The organism is Streptomyces sp. PsTaAH-137, from assembly GCF_003259365.1.
Classification (GTDB): domain Bacteria; phylum Actinomycetota; class Actinomycetes; order Streptomycetales; family Streptomycetaceae; genus Streptomyces.
This window is the reverse complement of the sequence record NZ_QLLY01000017.1, coordinates 81,660-98,911: the sequence shown is the minus strand read 5'-3', so window position 1 is coordinate 98,911 and position 17,252 is coordinate 81,660. Positions and strand designations below refer to the sequence as shown.

Genomic DNA, 17,252 nt, shown 5'->3' with positions numbered 1-17,252 from the left:
CACGCATGGACATGGAGATCACGCACATGTCAGTCCCCTCCGCGCCCCGCACCCTTCTGCTCACCGGCGCCGCCGGCGGACTCGGCACCCTGATGCGTGAGTTGCTGCCGCAGCACGGGTACACCCTGCGCCTGCTGGACGTCCGCCCCGTCCCGGACGCGCCGGACGCGATCGTCGCGGACCTGAACGACACGGAGGCGCTGCGCGAGGCGGTGCGCGGCGTCGACGGCGTCCTGCACCTGGCGGGCATCTCCCTGGAGTCGACCTTCGACAAGATCGTCGAGTCGAACATCAAGGGCACCCAGCGGCTCTTCGAGGCGGTCCGCGCGGAGAGCGAGGCCCGCGCCGACGGCACGGCCCCCCGCGTCGTCTTCGCCTCCTCCAACCACGCGATCGGCTACACCCCGCGTCCGCGCACCGAGGACGGCGCCCCCGTGATCCAGGTCGCGACGCGGCGCCGCCCCGACACCTTCTACGGCCTGTCCAAGTCGTTCGGCGAGGACCTGGCGCAGTTCTACTGGGACCAGTACGGCATCGAGACGGTGTCGGTCCGGATCGGCGCCTGCTTCGTGGAGCCGACCGACGTCCGCATGATGTCGGTCTGGATGAGCCCCGCCGACGGCGCCCGGCTCTTCCACGCCGCGCTGTCCGCGCCGGCCGTCGGCCACACCGTCGTCTACGGCTCCTCCGCCAACACCCGCGTCTGGTGGGACCTCTCCAGCGCCCGCGCGCTCGGCTACGAGCCGCAGGACGACTCCGAGGCGTACGCGGAGAAGCTCCTCGCCGAGTTCGGCCCGCTCAGCGACGACAATCCGGCACACCGGTACATGGGCGGGCGTTTCATCAACGACCCGCCGATCTGGCCGTACTGAGCAACACGCGGCCCGCACCCCACTCGGGCACCAAGCGGGCCACCGCATCCCCCGAAACGGGCAGCCACCCCGCCCGAACCCACATGATCCCCGGCTCCGGCCCTGGTCCGAGCCGGGCAGCCGTGCCCCGAAACGGACAGAAGCGGGCCGCATCACTTCTCCGACAGACCTGGTCACCACCTCGTAGCGCCGGTAAAAATTCCGGAGCGGGCCCCACCGGGCCCGAACGGGCACGACGGCACCAGGGCACGGAGGGGCGACATGAGCGCCGAGGAACGGCAGCGGGAGATCGTACGCGCGGCGCGCCGCACCGGCAGCGTCGACGTCACGGAGCTCGCCGCCGAACTGGGCGTCGCCAAGGAGACGGTCCGCCGCGATCTGCGCGCCCTGGAGGACCACGGTCTGGTCCGGCGCACGCACGGCGGGGCGTACCCGGTGGAGAGCGCCGGGTTCGAGACGACCCTCGCGTTCCGCACCACCATGCACGTCCCCGAGAAGCGGCGGATCGCCACGGCCGCCGCCGATCTGCTCGGTGACGCGGAGACGGTCTTCGTCGACGAGGGGTTCACCCCGCAGCTCATCGCGGAGGCGCTGCCGCGCGACCGGCCGCTCACCGTCGTCACGGCGTCCCTGGCCACGGCGGGCGCGCTGGCCGAGGCGCCGAACACCACGGTCCTGCTGCTCGGCGGGCGGGTCCGCGCGGGCACGCTGGCCACCGTGGACCACTGGACGACGAAGATGCTCGCCGGCTTCGTCATCGACCTCGCCTACATCGGCGCCAACGGCATCAGCCGCGACCACGGCCTGACCACCCCCGACCCGGCGGTCAGCGAGGTCAAGGCGCAGGCGATCCGGGCGGCACGGCGCACGGTCTTCGTGGGCGTGCACACCAAGTTCGGCGCGGTCAGCTTCTGCCGGTTCGCGCCCGTGGGCGCCCTGGAGACGATCGTGACGAGCACCCAGCTGCCCGTGTCCGAAGCACACCGCTACTCGCTGATGGGCCCGCAGGTCATCCGCGCCTGACCCCCGGACGCACCGTCAACTCCCCTGCAGTGCGCGGGAGTCGGCACCGCACACCCATTGGCCAAGCGATTCATCCATATACGCGACAGAAGTCCAGGAGCATCCATGCGAACCCAGAGCCGACGGAGGCCGCCGGGCGCCCTGCTCGCGACGGCCGCCGCAGGGACGCTGCTCACCCCTCTGCTGTCCGGCTGCTGGGCCGGAGCGGGCGGACTCGGGGGCGGCGACTCCATCAACGTCCTGATGGTGAACAACCCGCAGATGACCGAGCTGCAGAAACTGACCGCGAAACACTTCACCCACGAGACCGGGATCAAGGTCAACTTCACGGTCCTGCCGGAGAACGACGTCCGCGACAAGATCAGCCAGGACTTCGCCAACCAGGCGGGCCAGTACGACGTGGCGACGCTCTCCAACTACGAGATCCCCATCTACGCCCGCAACGGCTGGCTGCACGAACTGGGCCCGTACGTGAAGAAGGACGCCGGCTTCGACCAGCAGGACATCCTCGCGCCCATGCGCCAGTCGCTCACCGGCGACGACGGCAAGCTCTACGGCGAACCCTTCTACGGCGAGTCGTCCTTCCTGATGTACCGCAAGGACGTCTTCGCCAAGAAGGGCCTGAAGATGCCCGCGCACCCGACCTGGAACCAGGTCGCGGACCTCGCGGCGAAGGCCGACGGCGCCGAGTCCGGCATGAAGGGCATCTGCCTGCGCGGACTGCCCGGCTGGGGCGAGCTGATGGCGCCGCTGACGACGGTGGTGAACACCTTCGGCGGCACCTGGTTCGACCAGGACTGGACGGCGCGCCTCGACGACAAGGGCTTCAAGGATGCGACCCAGTTCTACGTCGACCTGGTGCGCAAGCACGGCGAGTCGGGCGCGGCCCAGTCCGGGTTCGCCGAGTGCCTCAACAACCTCACCCAGGGCAAGACCGCGATGTGGTACGACGCCACGTCCGCCGCGGGCTCCCTGGAGTCGGCGAAGTCGCCGGTCAAGGGCAAGATCGGGTACGTCGCCGCGCCCACCGTGAAGACGAAGTCCAGCGGCTGGCTGTACACCTGGGCGTGGGGCCTGCAGAAGGCGTCCCACAACCCCGACAAGGCCTGGAAGTTCATCTCCTGGGCGTCCGGCAAGGAGTACGAGAAGCTCGTCGGCGAGAAGTTCGGCTGGGCCAACGTGCCCGCGGGCAAGCGCGCCTCCACGTACGACATCCCGCAGTACCGCGAGGAGGCGGCCGCCTTCCAGGACCAGACCCGCGCCGCCATCGAGGGCGCGAGGCCGCGCGACCCGGGCGTCCAGCCGCGGCCCGCGCCCGGCATCCAGTTCGTCGGCATCCCCGAGTTCACCGATCTCGGCACCAAGGTCTCCCAGGAAATCAGCGCGGCGATCGCCGGACGCCAGTCCGTCGAGTGGGCCCTGGACAAGTCCCAGAAACTCGCCGCCGAGATCGCGAAGGAGTACGAGGGCCGATGACGACCGTGACCTCGGCCCCCGTGGCCGCACCGCAGACCGCCGCGAACCGGCGCCCTCCCGGGCGGCTGCGCGCCTGGGCCACCCGCGCCCCGCTGCTCCCCGCCCTGGTCTTCATGATCGTCGTCACCCAGCTGCCGTTCGTGGCCACGCTGGTGATCTCGTTCTTCGACTGGAACGCCCTCTACCCCGACGCCCGCTCCTTCGCCGGTTTCGGCAACTACTCCGAGGTCCTCACCGACCCCGACCTGCGCAAGTCGGTCCTCACGACGATCCTGCTGACGGTGACCGTGGTCGTGGTGAGCCTAGTCGCGGGCTTGGCCCTCGCCCTGCTCCTGGACCGGAAGTTCAGAGGCCGCGGGATCGTCCGTACGCTGCTGATCGCGCCGTTCCTCGTCGTGCCCGTGGCGGCCGCGCTGCTGTGGAAGCACGTCCTCTACAACCCCGAGTACGGGCTGCTCAACGGCCTGCTGCACTACGTCGGCGGGCCCCAGCCGGACTGGATCTCGAACACCCCGCTGCTCGCCGTGGAGATGTCACTGATCTGGCAGTGGACCCCGTTCATGATGCTGATCCTGCTCGCGGGGCTCCAGTCACGCTCCGCCGAGCAGATCGAGGCGGCCCGGATGGACGGCGCGGGCCCGTGGCAGATCTTCCGCCACCTCACCCTCCCCCACCTGCGCCGCTACCTCGAACTCGGCGCCCTGCTCGGCTCGATCTACATCGTGCAGAACTTCGACGCGGTGTTCTCCCTCACCTCCGGCGGCCTGGGCACCGCGAACCTGCCCTACACCGTCTACCAGACCTTCTACCAGGCCCACGAGAACGGTCTGGCCTCCGCGGCGGGCGTCCTCGTCGTCATCGGTTCGATCATCATCGCGACGTTCGCGCTGCGCGTCGTGTCGTCGCTGTTCCGCGAGGAGGTGGGCCGCGGATGAACGTCGCAACGGTCCTCAAAGGCAAGGGACTCGGCCTTGCGGCCTGGCTGCTCGGCATCGTCTTCTTCCTGCCGATCGCCTGGATGGTCCTGACCTCCTTCCACTCGGAGGAGAACGCGGCGACCAACCCGCCGTCCTTCGCCGCCGCGCTCACCCTCGACGGCTACCGCGACTTCTTCGGCGCGGGCGGCGGCGCGAGCCCCTGGCCGGCGCTGATCAACTCGCTGGTGGCGTCGCTCGGTTCGACCCTGTTCGTGCTGCTCCTCGCGCTCCCGGCCGCGTACGCCCTCTCCATCCGGCCGGTGAAGAAGTGGACGGACGTCCTGTTCTTCTTCCTGTCCACGAAGATGCTGCCGGTGGTGGCGGGCCTGCTGCCGATCTACCTCTTCGCGAAGAACACCGACTTCCTCGACAACATCTGGCTGCTGGTCATCCTCTACACATCGATGAACCTGCCGATCGCGGTGTGGATGATGCAGTCGTTCCTCGCCGAGGTGCCGGTCGCGGTGATCGAGGCGGCGCAGATCGACGGCGCCCGGCTGCCCACCGTCCTCACCCGGGTCGTGGCCCCCATCGCGCTGCCCGGCATCGCGGCGACGGCCCTGATCTGCTTCATCTTCAGCTGGAACGAACTTCTCTTCGCACGGGTGCTCACCGGCGTCGTCGCCCAGACCGCGCCCGTCTTCCTGACCGGCTTCATCACCAGCCAGGGCCTGTTCCTGGCCAAGGTGTGCGCCGCGTCGCTCGTGATCTCCCTGCCGGTGCTCGCCGCGGGGTTCGCCGCCCAGGACAAGCTGGTCCAGGGCCTGTCGTTGGGAGCAGTGAAATGAAGGCAGCGATCGTCGAGTCCGTCGGCAAGGTCACCGTCGGCGAGGTGCCCGACCCCACACCGGGGCCCCGGGACGTGGTCGTCGAGGTCGCGGCCTGCGGGCTGTGCGGCACCGATCTGCACATCCTCCAGGGCGAGTTCGCGCCCACGCTGCCGGTGGTGCCGGGCCACGAGTTCGCCGGCACGGTCGCCGAGGTGGGCCGCGACGTCACGGAGGTACGCGTCGGCGACCGGGTCGCCGTCGACCCCTCCCTGCACTGTCACGAGTGCCGCTTCTGCCGGGCCGGCCGCGGCAACCTGTGCGAGCGGTGGGCCGCGATCGGCGTGACCACGGCGGGCGGCGCCGCCCAGTACGCGCTGGCCCCCGTCGCCAACTGCGTCAAGCTCCCCGACCACGTACGCACCCAGGACGCGGCCCTCATCGAGCCGCTGTCCTGCGCGGTGCGCGGCTACGACGTGCTGAACTCCCGGCTCGGCGCGCACGTGCTGATCTACGGCTCCGGGACCATGGGCCTGATGATGCTGGAGCTCGCCAAGCGGACCGGCGCGGCCAGCGTCGATGTCGTCGACCTCAACCCCGACCGGCTCGCCACGGCCCAGCGGCTCGGCGTCTCCGCGTCGGCGGCGGGCCCGGACGAGCTGGACCGGCCAGAGGGCTGGGACGTCGTCATCGACGCGACCGGCAACGCGGCGGCGATCCAGGACGGCCTCGGCCGGGTCTCGAAGGCCGGTACGTTCCTCCAGTTCGGCGTCGCCGACTACGCGACCCGGGTGACCATCGACCCGTACCGCATCTACAACCAGGAGATCACCATCACCGGTTCGATGGCGGTCCTGCACAGCTACGAGCGCGCGGCCGAACTGTTCGCGGGCGGGGTCCTCGACCCGGACGTCTTCATCAGCGACCGGCTCCCGCTGGACAGCTACCCGCAGGCCCTCGACCAGTTCGCGTCCGGCGTGGGACGCAAGATCGTCGTGGTGCCGTAGCCACCGGGCGGTTCAGGAGCGGCTCAGCCAGGTGTGGGCGGCGAGCACCAGCGCCTCCACGCCCGTGCTGAGCGTCGGCTCGATCTGCGGGGCGAAGAACGGCGAGTGGTTGCTGGGGAGCTGGTCCGCGCGGCCCTCCAGGAACGCGGTGATCGTCGGCTCCGGGTCGAGACCGCCCCAGAACCAGAAGACGGTGGGCACCTTCAGAGCCTCGCCGAACACACCGACGTCCTCGCTGGCGGTGACCAGCGGAAGGGTCTGGATGCGCTGCTCGCCGAAGTGCCCGGCGAAGGCGGCCATCGTGGCCCTGGTGGCGTCGGGGTCGCTGACCAGGGCGGGCGCGGCGCCGGACCAGACCAGGTCGGGCTCGGCCACGGCGCCGCCCGCCGCCGACTCGGCGCGCACGATCCGCTCGACGGCGGCGCGCACCTGATCGCGGGCCTGCGGTGTGTAGGTGCGGATGTTGATCCCGAGCTCGGCGCGGTCGGGAATGATGTTGTCCTTCGTGCCCGCCTGGAGGCGGCCGACGGTGACGACGGCGGGCTCGGCCGGGGAGACCTCGCGGGCGACGATGCCCTGGAGCCGGGTGACGACGTGCGCGGCCATCAGGACCGGGTCGACGGTCGCCTCCGGACGTGATCCGTGGCCGCCACGGCCGTGCAGGGTGACGTGGAGGGAGTCGGCCGAGGCCATGACGGGTCCCGTGCCGTAGCCGATGAAGCCCGCGGGCAGCGGTCCGACATGCTGGCCGAGGACGATCTCCGGGGCGGGGAACCGCTCGAAGAGGCCGTCGTCGATCATCCCCTGGGCGCCGACGGCGAGTTCCTCCGCGGGCTGGAAGACGACGAGCAGCGTCCCCGACCAGGCGTCGCGGGCCTGCGCGAACAGGGTGGCGGCGCCGACGAGACAGGCGGCGTGCATGTCGTGGCCGCAGGCGTGCATCACCGGGACCTCGCGGCCCTCGTGGTCCACGGCGCGGGCCGTGCTGGCGTACGGCAGGCCGGTCTTCTCCTCGACGGGGAGCCCGTCGAAGTCGGCGCGGAGCATGACCACGGGCCCCTCGCCGTTGCGCAGGACGCCCACGACTCCGGTGGTGCCGACGCCCTCGGCGACCTCGTCGAACCCGGCGTCCCGCAGCCGCCCTGCGAGCAGCGCGGCCGTCCGGGTCTCCTGGAGGGACAGCTCCGGGTGCTGGTGCAGGTCCTGGTAGAACGCGGCGAGATCCTCCCGGATCCGCGCCAGTCCCGCGGTCACCGACTCCACCGACTCCACGTGCGCCACGAGCGGGCCTCCTCGCTGTCTGTCCTGACCGGGCCCACGGTACGCCGGGCCGCCCGCGAGGAGCGGGCGGCCTCAGCCGATCGGGCGCACGGTGGCCGGCGCTCGGTCAGGGGTCGGTCAGGGCTCGGTCAGAGCGCCTGCGCCGCCGGCTTCACCATGCCGCGCACGGTCCGCGACTTCACGAAGTCGCCCATCGCGGTCATCTCCCACTCCCCGCTGAACTGCTTGATGAGCTTGGCCATCATGACGCCGGTCTGCGCCTCGGCGTTCGTGAGGTCGAAGCGGACCAGCTCCTCGCCCGTCGCCGCGTCGAGCAGTCGGCAGTACGCCTTGGCGACCTCGGTGAACTTCTGGCCCGAGAACGAGTTCACCGTGAAGACCAGGCCCGTGACGTCCTGCGGGAGCCGGCCCAGGTCGACGACGATCACCTCGTCGTCGCCGCCGCCCTCGCCCGTGAGGTTGTCGCCGGAGTGCTTGATCGCGCCGTTCACGATCGAGAGCTTGCCGAAGTAGCAGCTGTCGATGTGATTGCGCTGCGGCCCGTACGCGATGACCGACGCGTCCAGGTCGATGTCCTTGCCGCCGTAGGCGGGCTCCCAGCCGAGGCCCATCTTGACCTGGCTCAGCAGCGGCTTGCCCGCCTTGACCAGGGACACCGTCTGGTTCTTCTGGAGGGAGACCCGGCCCTTGTCCAGGTTGACCTTCCCGGCGCCCGGCGCGGGGGCCTGCGGGGCGGCGGGAGCGGCGGGAGCCGCGGCCTGCGGCGGGGGCGGCGCGATGCGCGGGTCGACCGGCGGCGTGGTCGGCGGGGGCGGCGCCGTCACCGGAGCGGCCGGGGCCGGGGCGGGCGCGGCTTCCGGCTCCTCGACGGAGACGCCGAAGTCGGTGGCGATGCCCGCCAGCCCGTTCGCATATCCCTGGCCCACCGCGCGGGCCTTCCACGCGCCGTTCCGCAGGTACACCTCCATGACCACCAGCGCCGTCTCCGCGCCGAGCTGCGGCGGGGTGAACGTGGCAAGGACCGAGCCGTCGGCCGCGTCCCGGATCGTGGCCGTGGGCTCGATGCCCTGGAACGTCTGTCCGTCGGCGTCCGGGCTCGCGGTGACGACGATCTTCTCGATGCCGGGCGGCACGGCCGTGGTGTCCACGGTGATCGAGTCGGGGGACGTGCCCCCGCCCGACGCGTACGTCACACCGGGCCCGGCGGGCTGGTTGTAGAAGATGAAGTCGTCGTCCGAGCGCACCTTGCCGTCGGCGGTGAGCAGCAGGCCCGAGACGTCGAGCCGCACGGGAGCGGTGACGTCCACCGCCACGCGCTGCGCTGTGAGCGGGATGTTCGAGCCGGGGGTCATAGCGGTCATGCCTGGGGTAACGACCAGCTCCGCTTTACCGTTCCCTTACCGAAGACTTTTCTACGGTTCTCTTACCCGGGCGGGCCTGAGCCCCGGGCTCAGGCCCAGGGCCAGGCCGCGTCCCGCCCGGATTCGAGCAGCGACACCATCCGGAACGCCGCGTCGGAGAGTCCGCCGAACGTGTGCCGGTGCGCCGAACCGGAGGGCGCGTGGCCCGCCCGGTACCCGGCCAGGTTCCAGGTGTAGACGGGTACCCTCGCCGGGACCTGCCCGGTCGGGTCGCCGTGCCGGCTGTAGCGCGCCTGCTCGTCGGTGACGATCAGTACCCGGTCGTGGCCGCGGTAGTGGCGCCGTACCGCCTCGGCGGTGTTCGTCCCGCCCAGGTTCCCGAAGCGCTCCAGGACCTTCAGGACGGACTCGCCCTTGCGGTACATCACGTCCGTGCTGCCCGTGCCGAACTGCACCAGGTCGGCCCGCTCCGCCCGCAGCGCGAGCGCCGCGCCGAACACGGCGGCCGCGTCCGCGCGGTTGAGCCGCGACCGGTCGGACAGCGGGCCCCACATGGAGCCGGAGCGGTCCACCAGGATCAGCGAACGGCCGCCCAGGGACGGCACGTTGGCCAGCGAGTGGCCGAGCGCGGTCTCCAGCGGGTACGCCCAGCGCAGCGACGGGGCGTGCTGGTACGCGGCGAGGTAGCGGAACGGGAACTGCCGCGAGCGCGCCACCTCGGCCGGGTCGGAGATCTTCGCGGCGACCCGGGCCGCGACCTCGTCCGAGACACCCGCCTCGTCGAAATTGCGGAGGTTGCGGATGAGGGCCATGGAGCCCATGGACGGGATGACGGCCTCCCAGGCCGCCTTGTCCATGGGGCCCTGGAGCCAGCCGGCCAGCGCCTCCCACGTCATGCCCGCCGCCGCGAGCCGTTCGGCACCGTCGGGCGCGAGCAGCACGGCGCGCCGCTCGGCGACCGGCAGGGCCATCAGCTCACGGTGGGCGAGCAGGACGTCGCTGCCCGCCGGGGGCACGGCCGTGTCGGGGTGGTGGCGCCGGTCGAGGGCGTACCGGAACAGCTCGCCCTGCCCCGGCCGGTCCGGGTCGGGCGCCGCGTGCACCAGGTTGAGGACGTCGCCGAAGCGGTAGCCCTTGGACGCGGTGTCGTACTTCAGGAGCGCCTTGCCGTGGTACAGGTGGCGCACCGCGTCGGCGACGCCCCGCTTGACCGGCTTGGGGACGGCCCGCCCGTACGTCTGCGTCCAGTAGCCGAGCAGTTCGCCGGGCTCGTCGGGGCGGCGCAGCACGGAGGCGACGACCGCCCGGTTCGAGGGTCCGTCGCTCGCGCCCGCGTCGAGGCGTGCCTTCACGTACTCGGCGGCACCCACGAGGGACGCGGTGCGCAGGTTCCCCTCGGCGCGCAGCCAGCCGAGCAGGCCCGCGGTCCACTCCGGGTCGCTCACGGCGAGCCCGCGCACGAGGGCGGCGAACCGGTCGTCGCGGTCCGCGCCGTCCTCGTAGAAGGTGCGCTGGGAGACGAAGTTGGCGACCGCCAGGAGGAAGAGCTCCGACCGGGCGTCCCGCTCGAATCCGATGCCGCCCTGGTGCGTGCGCACCGTTCGGCCGGTGGTCAGGACGACGGAACGCAGCGCCGCCTTGGCGCCCTTGCGGTTGTAACGGGCCATGTGAATTCTCCCCCCTGAATTCTTCCGATCGCGTGAATACTTCCGAACGCGCGAATACTTCCGGTCGCGCACACGTGAGGCGCAGCGCATGGAGCGTGCCCGAGGTCAGGAATCGACGACGGAACAGTCAGGTGCTCTACCCGATTGAGCTACGGCGACCCGAGGTCACCGACGGGATTCGAACCCGCAACCGCCAGATCCGGAAGTACCCGTTGTCTGCGCACCGGGCACACACCATGTGCTGCGCCTCACGAGGAATTGCATGCGTCCAGAGATCAAGGCCGGCGGAACCGACGGATGGTGCTCTGCCACTGAGCTACACCGGCACGGAAAATGCCGGCGGCGGGAATCGAACCCGCGGCCTCCCCATTATGAGTGGAAGTAGGTCCTGCCTGTCGCACCTGGACGAGAACGACTGTACGGCGGCGCGCATCAGCCGTGCCAGGCATTTATTTTGCGAGAGTTCCGTGCGTGCACCAGGACAGGAATCCAGAATCGCGGCTCGACGACCCGACCACCGCCGAAGGCGTCGCCGACGCCGGTGACCTCGGCTACAGCAAGACGCTCAAGCCCCGTCACATCAGCATGATCGCGATCGGCGGCGCGATCGGCACCGGGCTGCTCTACGGCGCGGGCGGCAATCTCGCCAAGGCCGGGCCCGCGCTCGCCCTCGCCTATCTCGTGTGCGGGGTGTTCGCCTTCTTCGTCGTGCGGGCGCTGGGCGAACTCGTGGTGCACCGGCCGTCGTCGGGCTCGTTCGTGAGTTACGCGCGGGAATTCCTGGGTGAGCAGGGCGCGTTCGCGGCGGGCTGGATGTACGTGCTGCAGTGGTCGACGGCCGGCATGGCGGACATCACGGCGGCCGCGGTGTACGTGCATTACTGGTCGCTGTTCACCTCGGTGCCGCAGTGGGTGCTCGCGGCGATCGCCCTGGCCATCGTGCTCACGGTCAATCTCATCTCCGTGAAGGCGTTCGGCGAGATGGAGTTCTGGTTCGCGATCGTCAAGGTCGCGGCGCTGATCGTCTTCCTGCTGATCGGGATCTATTTCCTCGTCTCGCGCGAGCCGGTCGACGGCCACCCGGCGGGCATCTCCCTGATCGCCGACAACGGCGGCATGTTCCCGCTCGGCATCTGGCCGGTCGTGCTCATCACCCAGACCGTGATCTTCGCGTACGCGGCCGTGGAGATGGTCGGTGTGACGGCGGGCGAGACCGAGGATCCCGCGACCGTCGTGCCGCGGGCGGTGAACTCGATCATGTGGCGGGTGGCGGTCTTCTACGTCGGCTCGGTCGTGATGCTGACGCTTATGCTGCCGTGGACGTCGTACTCCGCGAACGAGAGCCCGTTCGTGACGGTGCTGTCGAAGATCGGGGTGCCCTCGGCGGGCGGCATCATGAACCTGGTGGTGCTCACCGCCGCGCTCTCCTCGCTCAACTCCGGGCTCTACACGACCGGCCGCATCCTGCGCTCGATGTCGATGGCGGGCTCGGCGCCGTCGTTCACGGCCAGGATGAGCCGCAGCCATGTCCCGTACGGCGGAATCCTGCTCGTGGCGGTGGTGGCCCTGCTCGGTGTCGCGCTGAACGCGTGGCTGCCCGACAAGGCGTTCGAGATCGTCACCAACATCTCGTCGCTGGGCGTGATCTCCACCTGGTCGATGATCATGATCTGTCATCTGCTGTTCGTGCGGCGCGCGAAGCAGGGCCTGGTGCACCGGCCGGCGTTCCGGCTGTGGGCCTCGCCGTGGATCGAGCTGTCGACGGTCGCCTTCCTGCTGGCGGTCGTCGTGATGATGTGGTTCGACACGGACGGCGCGGGCCGGGACACGGTCCTCACCCTGATCCCGATCGCGGCCGCCCTGGCGATCGGCTGGTACGCGGTGCGCAGGCGGGTCCACCGGATCGCCGCGGAGCGCGAGGCGCCGCCGGTGGACCCGCTGCGCTAGGCGGCTAGAGCCTGTCCGGCGGATCCTGTCGCAGGCGCGGGGCCTGGCACGCACATCTGCGGCGTTGTCGTCGGTTGCCAACGCTCCGCGTTGACGCCCTCCTCCGCCTTGCAGCTGCACGCACCAGGCCCCGCTCACCGGCAAAGAGACGTACGGGCCACCCGGACGCGGCCTGATCCGCCGGACAGGCTCTAGCGCTGCCGCTTCCAGGGGCCGGTGATCGCCAGCATGATGCCGGGCGTCTGGATGTTGGCGAACAGCGTGCGTCCGTCGGGCGAGAAGGTGACGCCGGTGAACTCGCTGTACTCCGGGTCCTCCTCGGTGCCGATGTTCAGCTCGTTGCGCGCGATCGGGTACGTACGGCCCTTCTCGGTCGCGCCGAACAGGTGCTGGACGCCCTCGCCGTCCTCGGCGATGACCAGACCGCCGTAGGGCGAGACGGTGATGTTGTCCGGGCCGTCGAAGGCACCGTCCACCGACGGGTCGGGGTTGACGCCCAGCAGCACCTTCAGGGTCAGGGTGCGGCGCTTGGGGTCGTAGAACCAGACCTGGCCGTCGTGCTGGACGGGGCTCTCCGTGCGGGCGAAGGAGGAGACGATGTACGCGCCGCCGTCACCCCACCACATGCCCTCCAGCTTGCGGGCGCGGGTGACCTCGCCGTCCTTGAACTGCTTGCGCGTGGAGACGGTCTTGGCGTCGCGGTCGGGGACCTCGACCCAGTCGACGCCGTAGACCGTGCCGATCTTCGTGGCGCGGGAGAGGTCGTCGACGAACCGGCCGCCGGAGTCGAAGCACTTGAACGCCTGGAGGACGCCCGCGTCGTCGGCGAGGGTGCGCAAGCGACCGCGCCCGTGCTTGAAGCCGTGCGGCGGCACCCAGCGGTAGAGCAGGCCGTTGGGGCTCGCGGCGTCCTCGGTGAGCAGCGCCTGGCCGTTCTTGGGGTCGATGACGACGGCCTCGTGGGCGTACCGGCCCAGCGCCTTGACCGGCTTGGGCGAGCGGTTGGCGCGGCGGTCGGCGGGGTCGACCTCGAAGACGTAGCCGTGGTCCTTGGTGAAGCCCTTGGAACCGGCCTTGTCCTCGGTCTCCTCGCAGGTCAGCCAGGTGTCCCAGGGGGTGGAGCCGCCCGCGCAGTTGGTGGCGGTGCCCGCGATGCCGACCCATTCGGCGACCTCGCCGCCGCGGCGGACCTCGACGACGGTGCAGCCGCCGGCCGCCCCCGGGTCGTAGACGAGGCCCTCGGTGAGCGGCACCGGGTGCGGCCAGTCGGCGCGGGCGCCGGCCAGCTCGTGGTTGTTGACGAGGAGCGTGGTGCCGCGCGGGCCCTCGAAGGTGGCGGTGCCGTCGTGGTTGGACGGGGTGAACTCGCCGGACTCCAGCTTGGTCTTGCCGCTGTAGGTGATGACCTTGTACGAGAAGTGGGCGGGCAGCGCGAGGAGGCCGGCCGGGTCGGGGATCAGCGGTCCGTAACCGACGCCGTGGTCGTGGTGGTGGTCGTGCCCGTGGTCGTGGTCGTGGTCATGACCGTGGTCCGTGGCGGCGAGCGCGTTCGGCGCGGTCGCGAGGGCGCCGACGGAGCCGGCCAGGGCGACTCCGGCACCGGTGGCCGCGGAGCGTCTGGCGAAGTCCCTGCGAGTGAGCGACATGTGGCTGTCTCCCGTTGTGATGGTGTAGCGGGGGGCGGGCCTGTTTCGGGCACACGTTCTCGCTCGCGTATAAACGGCGGTTGAACACCGTCCTAAGCCGAGGGGCCCCCTTTCATGACTTCAGTGAACCTGCCGGAAGCCGGACGGCGCGTGCTCGTGAGCGGCGCCTCGCGCGGCCTGGGACGGGCGCTGGCCCAGGCGTTCGCGGCGGGCGGCGACCGGGTGGCGGTGCACTACGGCTCCCGGGAGGCCGAGGCCCGCGCCACCCTCGACTCGCTGACCGGCACCGGGCACGTGCTCGTCGGGGGCGATCTGTCCGACCCGGCGGGCGCCGCGTCGATCGCCGAACGGGCCGCTGACGGGCTCGGGGGCATCGACGTCCTGGTGAACAACGCGGCCGTGAACCTGCCGCACCCGCCCGCCACCACCTCGTACGAGGAGTGGTCGGAGCTGTGGCAGCGGCATGTCTCGGTGAACCTGCTCGGCACCGCGAACCTGAGTCATCTGGCGGCCCGCCGCATGATCGAGCAGGGCACGGGCGGCCGGATCGTCAACGTCGGCTCGCGCGGCGCCTTCAAGGGCGAGCCGGACCACCCGGCGTACGGGGCGACGAAGGCCGCCGTGCACGCGCTCGGGCAGTCCCTCGCGGTCGCGCTCGCGCCGTACGGGATCGGGGTGGCGTCCGTGGCGCCCGGGTTCATCGAGACGGAGCGGGTGGCGCACCGGCTGACCGACGAGGTGCGGGCGCAGAGCCCGTTCGGCCGGGTCGCCTCGGCGGAGGAGATCGCCGGGGCCGTGCTCTGGCTGGCGTCGCCCGGGGCGCAGTGGGCCTCGGGAACCGTCCTGGACCTCAACGGCGCCTCGTATCTGCGGATCTGACGAAGCCGACAGCGCTTTCCGGCAGACATCGGAAGAATCTTCGTAAAGAAGGTCAACAGGCCCACCTCACCCGCAAACCCAAGATTTCACGCAGAACGCCTTGACCACCTTTCCGTGCGGCAATAAACAGTCCCTACCTGCATCACCGCATCACCCGTCGAGGGGGTGGCGAGCCGAGTGGACGCACGTCGGGCACGCGGCCTCCATGAGAGCCGGCTGATGAAGCTGGCCAATGTCACAGGAGTCGGGATCGGGAGGGACGAGCGCTCGGGGGCGGACGTCATCGTCGTCTTCGTCACCCGCAAAGTGCCCCGTGACCGGCTCCCCGCGGACGACGTGGTTCCTCAGGAGCTGGACGGCGTACCGGTGCGCGTGCTCGCGATCGGCGACGTCCGGGCCCGGGACGAGACGCCCGGCGAGCCGCCCGAAGGGCGCTGACCGGCTCCGAGGACCCGCATGCATGTGAACTCCGGGAAAGAGGTGGTCTGGCGTGAACCAGCCCGAATTGATGCGAGGACCGGCCGGCGGTCAGCTGAGCGACAGCTCCCGCAGCCAGGCACAGAGCGACTTCCTGCGGCGCGAGCAGCCGCTGGCGAACGTGGTCGGCTACGGCCACGGCGTGAAATGGGTCGACGGCCGGCCCACCGGCGAACCGGCCGTCCTGGTCTTCGTGACCCAGAAGGTGTCCGAGTCCATGCTGCCCGAGCGGGATGTGGTCCCGCGTCAGATGGATGACGGCACCCCCACCGACATCGTGGCCGTCGGCCAGATCTCCGCCCAGCGGCGGCAGAGCAGGCCGGGCGGCGGGGCCCGCCAGCAGGAGATCGGCTACGGTCCCGACGGCGGCGTGGTCCAGCAGCTCGGCGGCCTGAGCCAGCCGGTGCTCGAAGAGCTGGGCGGCCTCGCGACCTTCGAGCCGCAGGTCCTGGTCCGCCGGATGCGCCCGTGCCCGGCCGGCTTCTCGGTCGGCAACGTGGCCATCACCGCGGGCACGCTGGGCAGCGTGGTCTACGACTTCCTGCCGGGCGCCACCGTGGACCCGCCGGGGCCCGGCCTCGGCACCCCCGCCAAGTTCTATGTCCTGTCCAACAACCATGTGCTCGCCGACTCCAACCGGGCGCAGTTGGGCAGCGTCATCCTGCAGCCCGGCACGTTCGACGGCGGCACCAACCCCGCGGACCGGATCGCCACGCTGTCCCGGTTCATCACCATCCAGTTCGCCCCGCAGACACCGCTCGACCAGCACAACAACGTGGTCGACTGCGCGCTCGGCGAGGTCCCGTTCCAGGACGCCACGCGCGAGCAGTACTTCAGCGGCGCGCCGCGGGCCTGGCGGCGCAAGGCGAACGTCGCGGTCGGCGACCTCGTGAAGAAGACCGGCCGCACGACGAACATCTCCTTCGGCCGGATCATCGCGGTCGACTCGACCATCGACGTCAACTACGGCACCGCGGGCACCGCCCGCTTCAAGGACCAGATCCTCACCACGAACATGTCGGCCGGCGGCGACTCCGGCTCCCTGGTGACCTCCCTCGACAACGTCGCGGTGGGCCTGCTGTTCGCCGGTTCCTCGCAGGTCACGGTCGCCAACCACGTCGAGAACGTCCGCGCGCTGCTGCGGGTCGAGATCGCCGAGCAGCTGGCATAGGGGGTGACGTCATGACCACTCAGGCACGCAAGCAGAAGAGCACCGCACGCGCCGAGCACCGCTTCCACAACCCGCAGGGCGCCGAGGTCAAGACCCGCGACGAGGCGTTCGCCGCGCAGGCCGAGGTGTCCGCCGAGGCGGTGTCCGTCGACTGCAAACTGGAGCTGAACAACGGCCAGGTGACCTTCGCCATCACCGCGAGGATCAACCCGAACACGCATCCCTACGTGGTGACCGGGGGCCAGATCACGGCCGGCATCTGCGGGGCGCCGTGGGACATCACGGGCGGCTTCATCGGCGACACGATCCGGCTCGACGCCAAGCGGGCCGGGCAGGGCTCGTGCGCGAACACGGTCACGATCGTCGGGGAGTACCAGAACCCGCCGGCGTACCGGGGCACGTACGGCTTCGACGGCGCGACATCATCCTTCAAACACACAACGCGCTACCTCTGCTGACGGACACCCCGGCACTCCCGCCCCGGCCTGCCGACTGCGACCCGGTGGGTGGCTGGGCGCGCAGTTCCCCGCGCCCCTGGGCAGTCCGTCACCCGCGGCCCGGTGGGGCTTCTCGCGCAGTTCCCCGCGCCCCTGAAGGCTGCGCTTCGCGCGCCTTCCCCATCTGCGGCTGATGAGATGCCGCACGAAGTGCGCATCTCAGGGGCGCGGGGAACTGCGCGACCAGCCACGACGAGAGGCGCG

The 17,252-nt window shown here is 70.8% G+C and carries 15 protein-coding genes; 11 read left to right on the top strand and 4 right to left on the bottom strand.

The annotated features are described in order from the left end of the window. The first annotated feature begins 26 nt into the window (after positions 1-26). The 6 genes from K377_RS31420 (at position 27) to K377_RS31395 (ending at position 6,122) form a co-directional block, all read left to right on the top strand. Positions 27-872 carry an NAD(P)-dependent oxidoreductase gene (locus K377_RS31420; RefSeq protein ID WP_111667080.1) on the top strand — a complete coding sequence of 282 codons (846 nt, stop codon included), beginning with the start codon at positions 27-29 and terminating at the stop codon, positions 870-872. A 261-nt stretch (positions 873-1,133) separates the two neighbouring features. Next, positions 1,134-1,895, top strand: coding sequence for a DeoR/GlpR family DNA-binding transcription regulator (locus K377_RS31415; protein ID WP_111666970.1), 762 nt, complete (start codon positions 1,134-1,136; stop codon positions 1,893-1,895). A 105-nt stretch (positions 1,896-2,000) separates the two neighbouring features. After that, positions 2,001-3,371, top strand: a complete 1,371-nt coding sequence (locus tag K377_RS31410; RefSeq protein ID WP_111666969.1) for a sugar ABC transporter substrate-binding protein — start codon at positions 2,001-2,003, stop codon at positions 3,369-3,371. Then, on the top strand, positions 3,368-4,306 hold the full coding sequence (locus tag K377_RS31405; RefSeq protein ID WP_111666968.1) for a carbohydrate ABC transporter permease: 939 nt from the start codon (positions 3,368-3,370) through the stop codon (positions 4,304-4,306). Before K377_RS31410 ends, K377_RS31405 begins: the two co-directional genes overlap by 4 nt. Then, positions 4,303-5,136 carry a carbohydrate ABC transporter permease gene (locus K377_RS31400; RefSeq protein ID WP_111666967.1) on the top strand — a complete coding sequence of 278 codons (834 nt, stop codon included), beginning with the start codon at positions 4,303-4,305 and terminating at the stop codon, positions 5,134-5,136. The genes K377_RS31405 and K377_RS31400 overlap by 4 nt, the downstream gene beginning before the upstream one ends. Beyond that, on the top strand, positions 5,133-6,122 hold the full coding sequence (locus tag K377_RS31395; RefSeq protein ID WP_111666966.1) for a zinc-dependent alcohol dehydrogenase family protein: 990 nt from the start codon (positions 5,133-5,135) through the stop codon (positions 6,120-6,122). Before K377_RS31400 ends, K377_RS31395 begins: the two co-directional genes overlap by 4 nt. Before the next feature lie 12 nt (positions 6,123-6,134). Here K377_RS31395 and K377_RS31390 read toward each other — a convergent pair whose 3' ends face one another. The 3 genes from K377_RS31390 to K377_RS31380 form a co-directional block, all read right to left on the bottom strand. Continuing rightward, on the bottom strand, positions 6,135-7,403 hold the full coding sequence (locus K377_RS31390) for an amidohydrolase (protein WP_258395188.1): 1,269 nt from the start codon (positions 7,401-7,403) through the stop codon (positions 6,135-6,137). A 128-nt stretch (positions 7,404-7,531) separates the two neighbouring features. Further along, complete coding sequence (locus tag K377_RS31385; RefSeq protein WP_181512691.1) at positions 7,532-8,755, bottom strand: TerD family protein; 1,224 nt, start codon at positions 8,753-8,755, stop codon at positions 7,532-7,534. 98 nt (positions 8,756-8,853) lie between these two features. Continuing rightward, positions 8,854-10,431, bottom strand: coding sequence for a TROVE domain-containing protein (locus tag K377_RS31380; RefSeq protein WP_111666964.1), 1,578 nt, complete (start codon positions 10,429-10,431; stop codon positions 8,854-8,856). Positions 10,432-10,902: 471 nt separating this feature from the next. On the opposite strand from K377_RS31380, the gene K377_RS31375 reads away from it, so the two are divergent. Next, a complete protein-coding gene (locus tag K377_RS31375) occupies positions 10,903-12,378 on the top strand; it encodes an amino acid permease (RefSeq protein WP_258395186.1) in 1,476 nt (491 codons plus the stop codon). A 191-nt stretch (positions 12,379-12,569) separates the two neighbouring features. On the opposite strand, the gene K377_RS31365 is transcribed toward K377_RS31375, so the two are convergent. Beyond that, complete coding sequence (locus K377_RS31365) at positions 12,570-14,024, bottom strand: alkaline phosphatase PhoX (protein ID WP_111666963.1); 1,455 nt, start codon at positions 14,022-14,024, stop codon at positions 12,570-12,572. A gap of 114 nt (positions 14,025-14,138) precedes the next feature. On the opposite strand from K377_RS31365, the gene K377_RS31360 reads away from it, so the two are divergent. The 4 genes from K377_RS31360 to K377_RS31345 all read left to right on the top strand — a co-directional run bounded on the left by K377_RS31360 (position 14,139) and on the right by K377_RS31345 (position 17,009). After that, a complete protein-coding gene (locus tag K377_RS31360) occupies positions 14,139-14,903 on the top strand; it encodes an SDR family NAD(P)-dependent oxidoreductase (protein WP_111666962.1) in 765 nt (254 codons plus the stop codon). A gap of 219 nt (positions 14,904-15,122) precedes the next feature. Then, positions 15,123-15,341, top strand: coding sequence for a hypothetical protein (locus K377_RS31355; RefSeq protein ID WP_111666961.1), 219 nt, complete (start codon positions 15,123-15,125; stop codon positions 15,339-15,341). A gap of 52 nt (positions 15,342-15,393) precedes the next feature. Then, positions 15,394-16,551: a S1 family peptidase gene (locus tag K377_RS31350; RefSeq protein ID WP_258395185.1), complete on the top strand. Its 1,158-nt coding sequence runs from the start codon at positions 15,394-15,396 to the stop codon at positions 16,549-16,551. An 11-nt stretch (positions 16,552-16,562) separates the two neighbouring features. After that, positions 16,563-17,009: a hypothetical protein gene (locus tag K377_RS31345; protein WP_111666959.1), complete on the top strand. Its 447-nt coding sequence runs from the start codon at positions 16,563-16,565 to the stop codon at positions 17,007-17,009. Positions 17,010-17,252: the final 243 nt, after the last annotated feature.

What these genes read in the sequence shown, in the direction of transcription:
- K377_RS31420 (WP_111667080.1), top strand. Translation starts at nt 27, where the DNA reads ATGTCAGTCCCCTCCGCGCCCCGCACCCTTCTGCTCACCGGCGCCGCC.
- K377_RS31415 (WP_111666970.1), top strand. Translation starts at nt 1,134, where the DNA reads ATGAGCGCCGAGGAACGGCAGCGGGAGATCGTACGCGCGGCGCGCCGC.
- K377_RS31410 (WP_111666969.1), top strand. Translation starts at nt 2,001, where the DNA reads ATGCGAACCCAGAGCCGACGGAGGCCGCCGGGCGCCCTGCTCGCGACG.
- K377_RS31405 (WP_111666968.1), top strand. Translation starts at nt 3,368, where the DNA reads ATGACGACCGTGACCTCGGCCCCCGTGGCCGCACCGCAGACCGCCGCG.
- K377_RS31400 (WP_111666967.1), top strand. Translation starts at nt 4,303, where the DNA reads ATGAACGTCGCAACGGTCCTCAAAGGCAAGGGACTCGGCCTTGCGGCC.
- K377_RS31395 (WP_111666966.1), top strand. Translation starts at nt 5,133, where the DNA reads ATGAAGGCAGCGATCGTCGAGTCCGTCGGCAAGGTCACCGTCGGCGAG.
- K377_RS31385 (WP_181512691.1), bottom strand. Translation starts at nt 8,755, where the DNA reads ATGACCCCCGGCTCGAACATCCCGCTCACAGCGCAGCGCGTGGCGGTG.
- K377_RS31380 (WP_111666964.1), bottom strand. Translation starts at nt 10,431, where the DNA reads ATGGCCCGTTACAACCGCAAGGGCGCCAAGGCGGCGCTGCGTTCCGTC.
- K377_RS31365 (WP_111666963.1), bottom strand. Translation starts at nt 14,024, where the DNA reads ATGTCGCTCACTCGCAGGGACTTCGCCAGACGCTCCGCGGCCACCGGT.
- K377_RS31360 (WP_111666962.1), top strand. Translation starts at nt 14,139, where the DNA reads ATGACTTCAGTGAACCTGCCGGAAGCCGGACGGCGCGTGCTCGTGAGC.
- K377_RS31355 (WP_111666961.1), top strand. Translation starts at nt 15,123, where the DNA reads ATGAAGCTGGCCAATGTCACAGGAGTCGGGATCGGGAGGGACGAGCGC.
- K377_RS31345 (WP_111666959.1), top strand. Translation starts at nt 16,563, where the DNA reads ATGACCACTCAGGCACGCAAGCAGAAGAGCACCGCACGCGCCGAGCAC.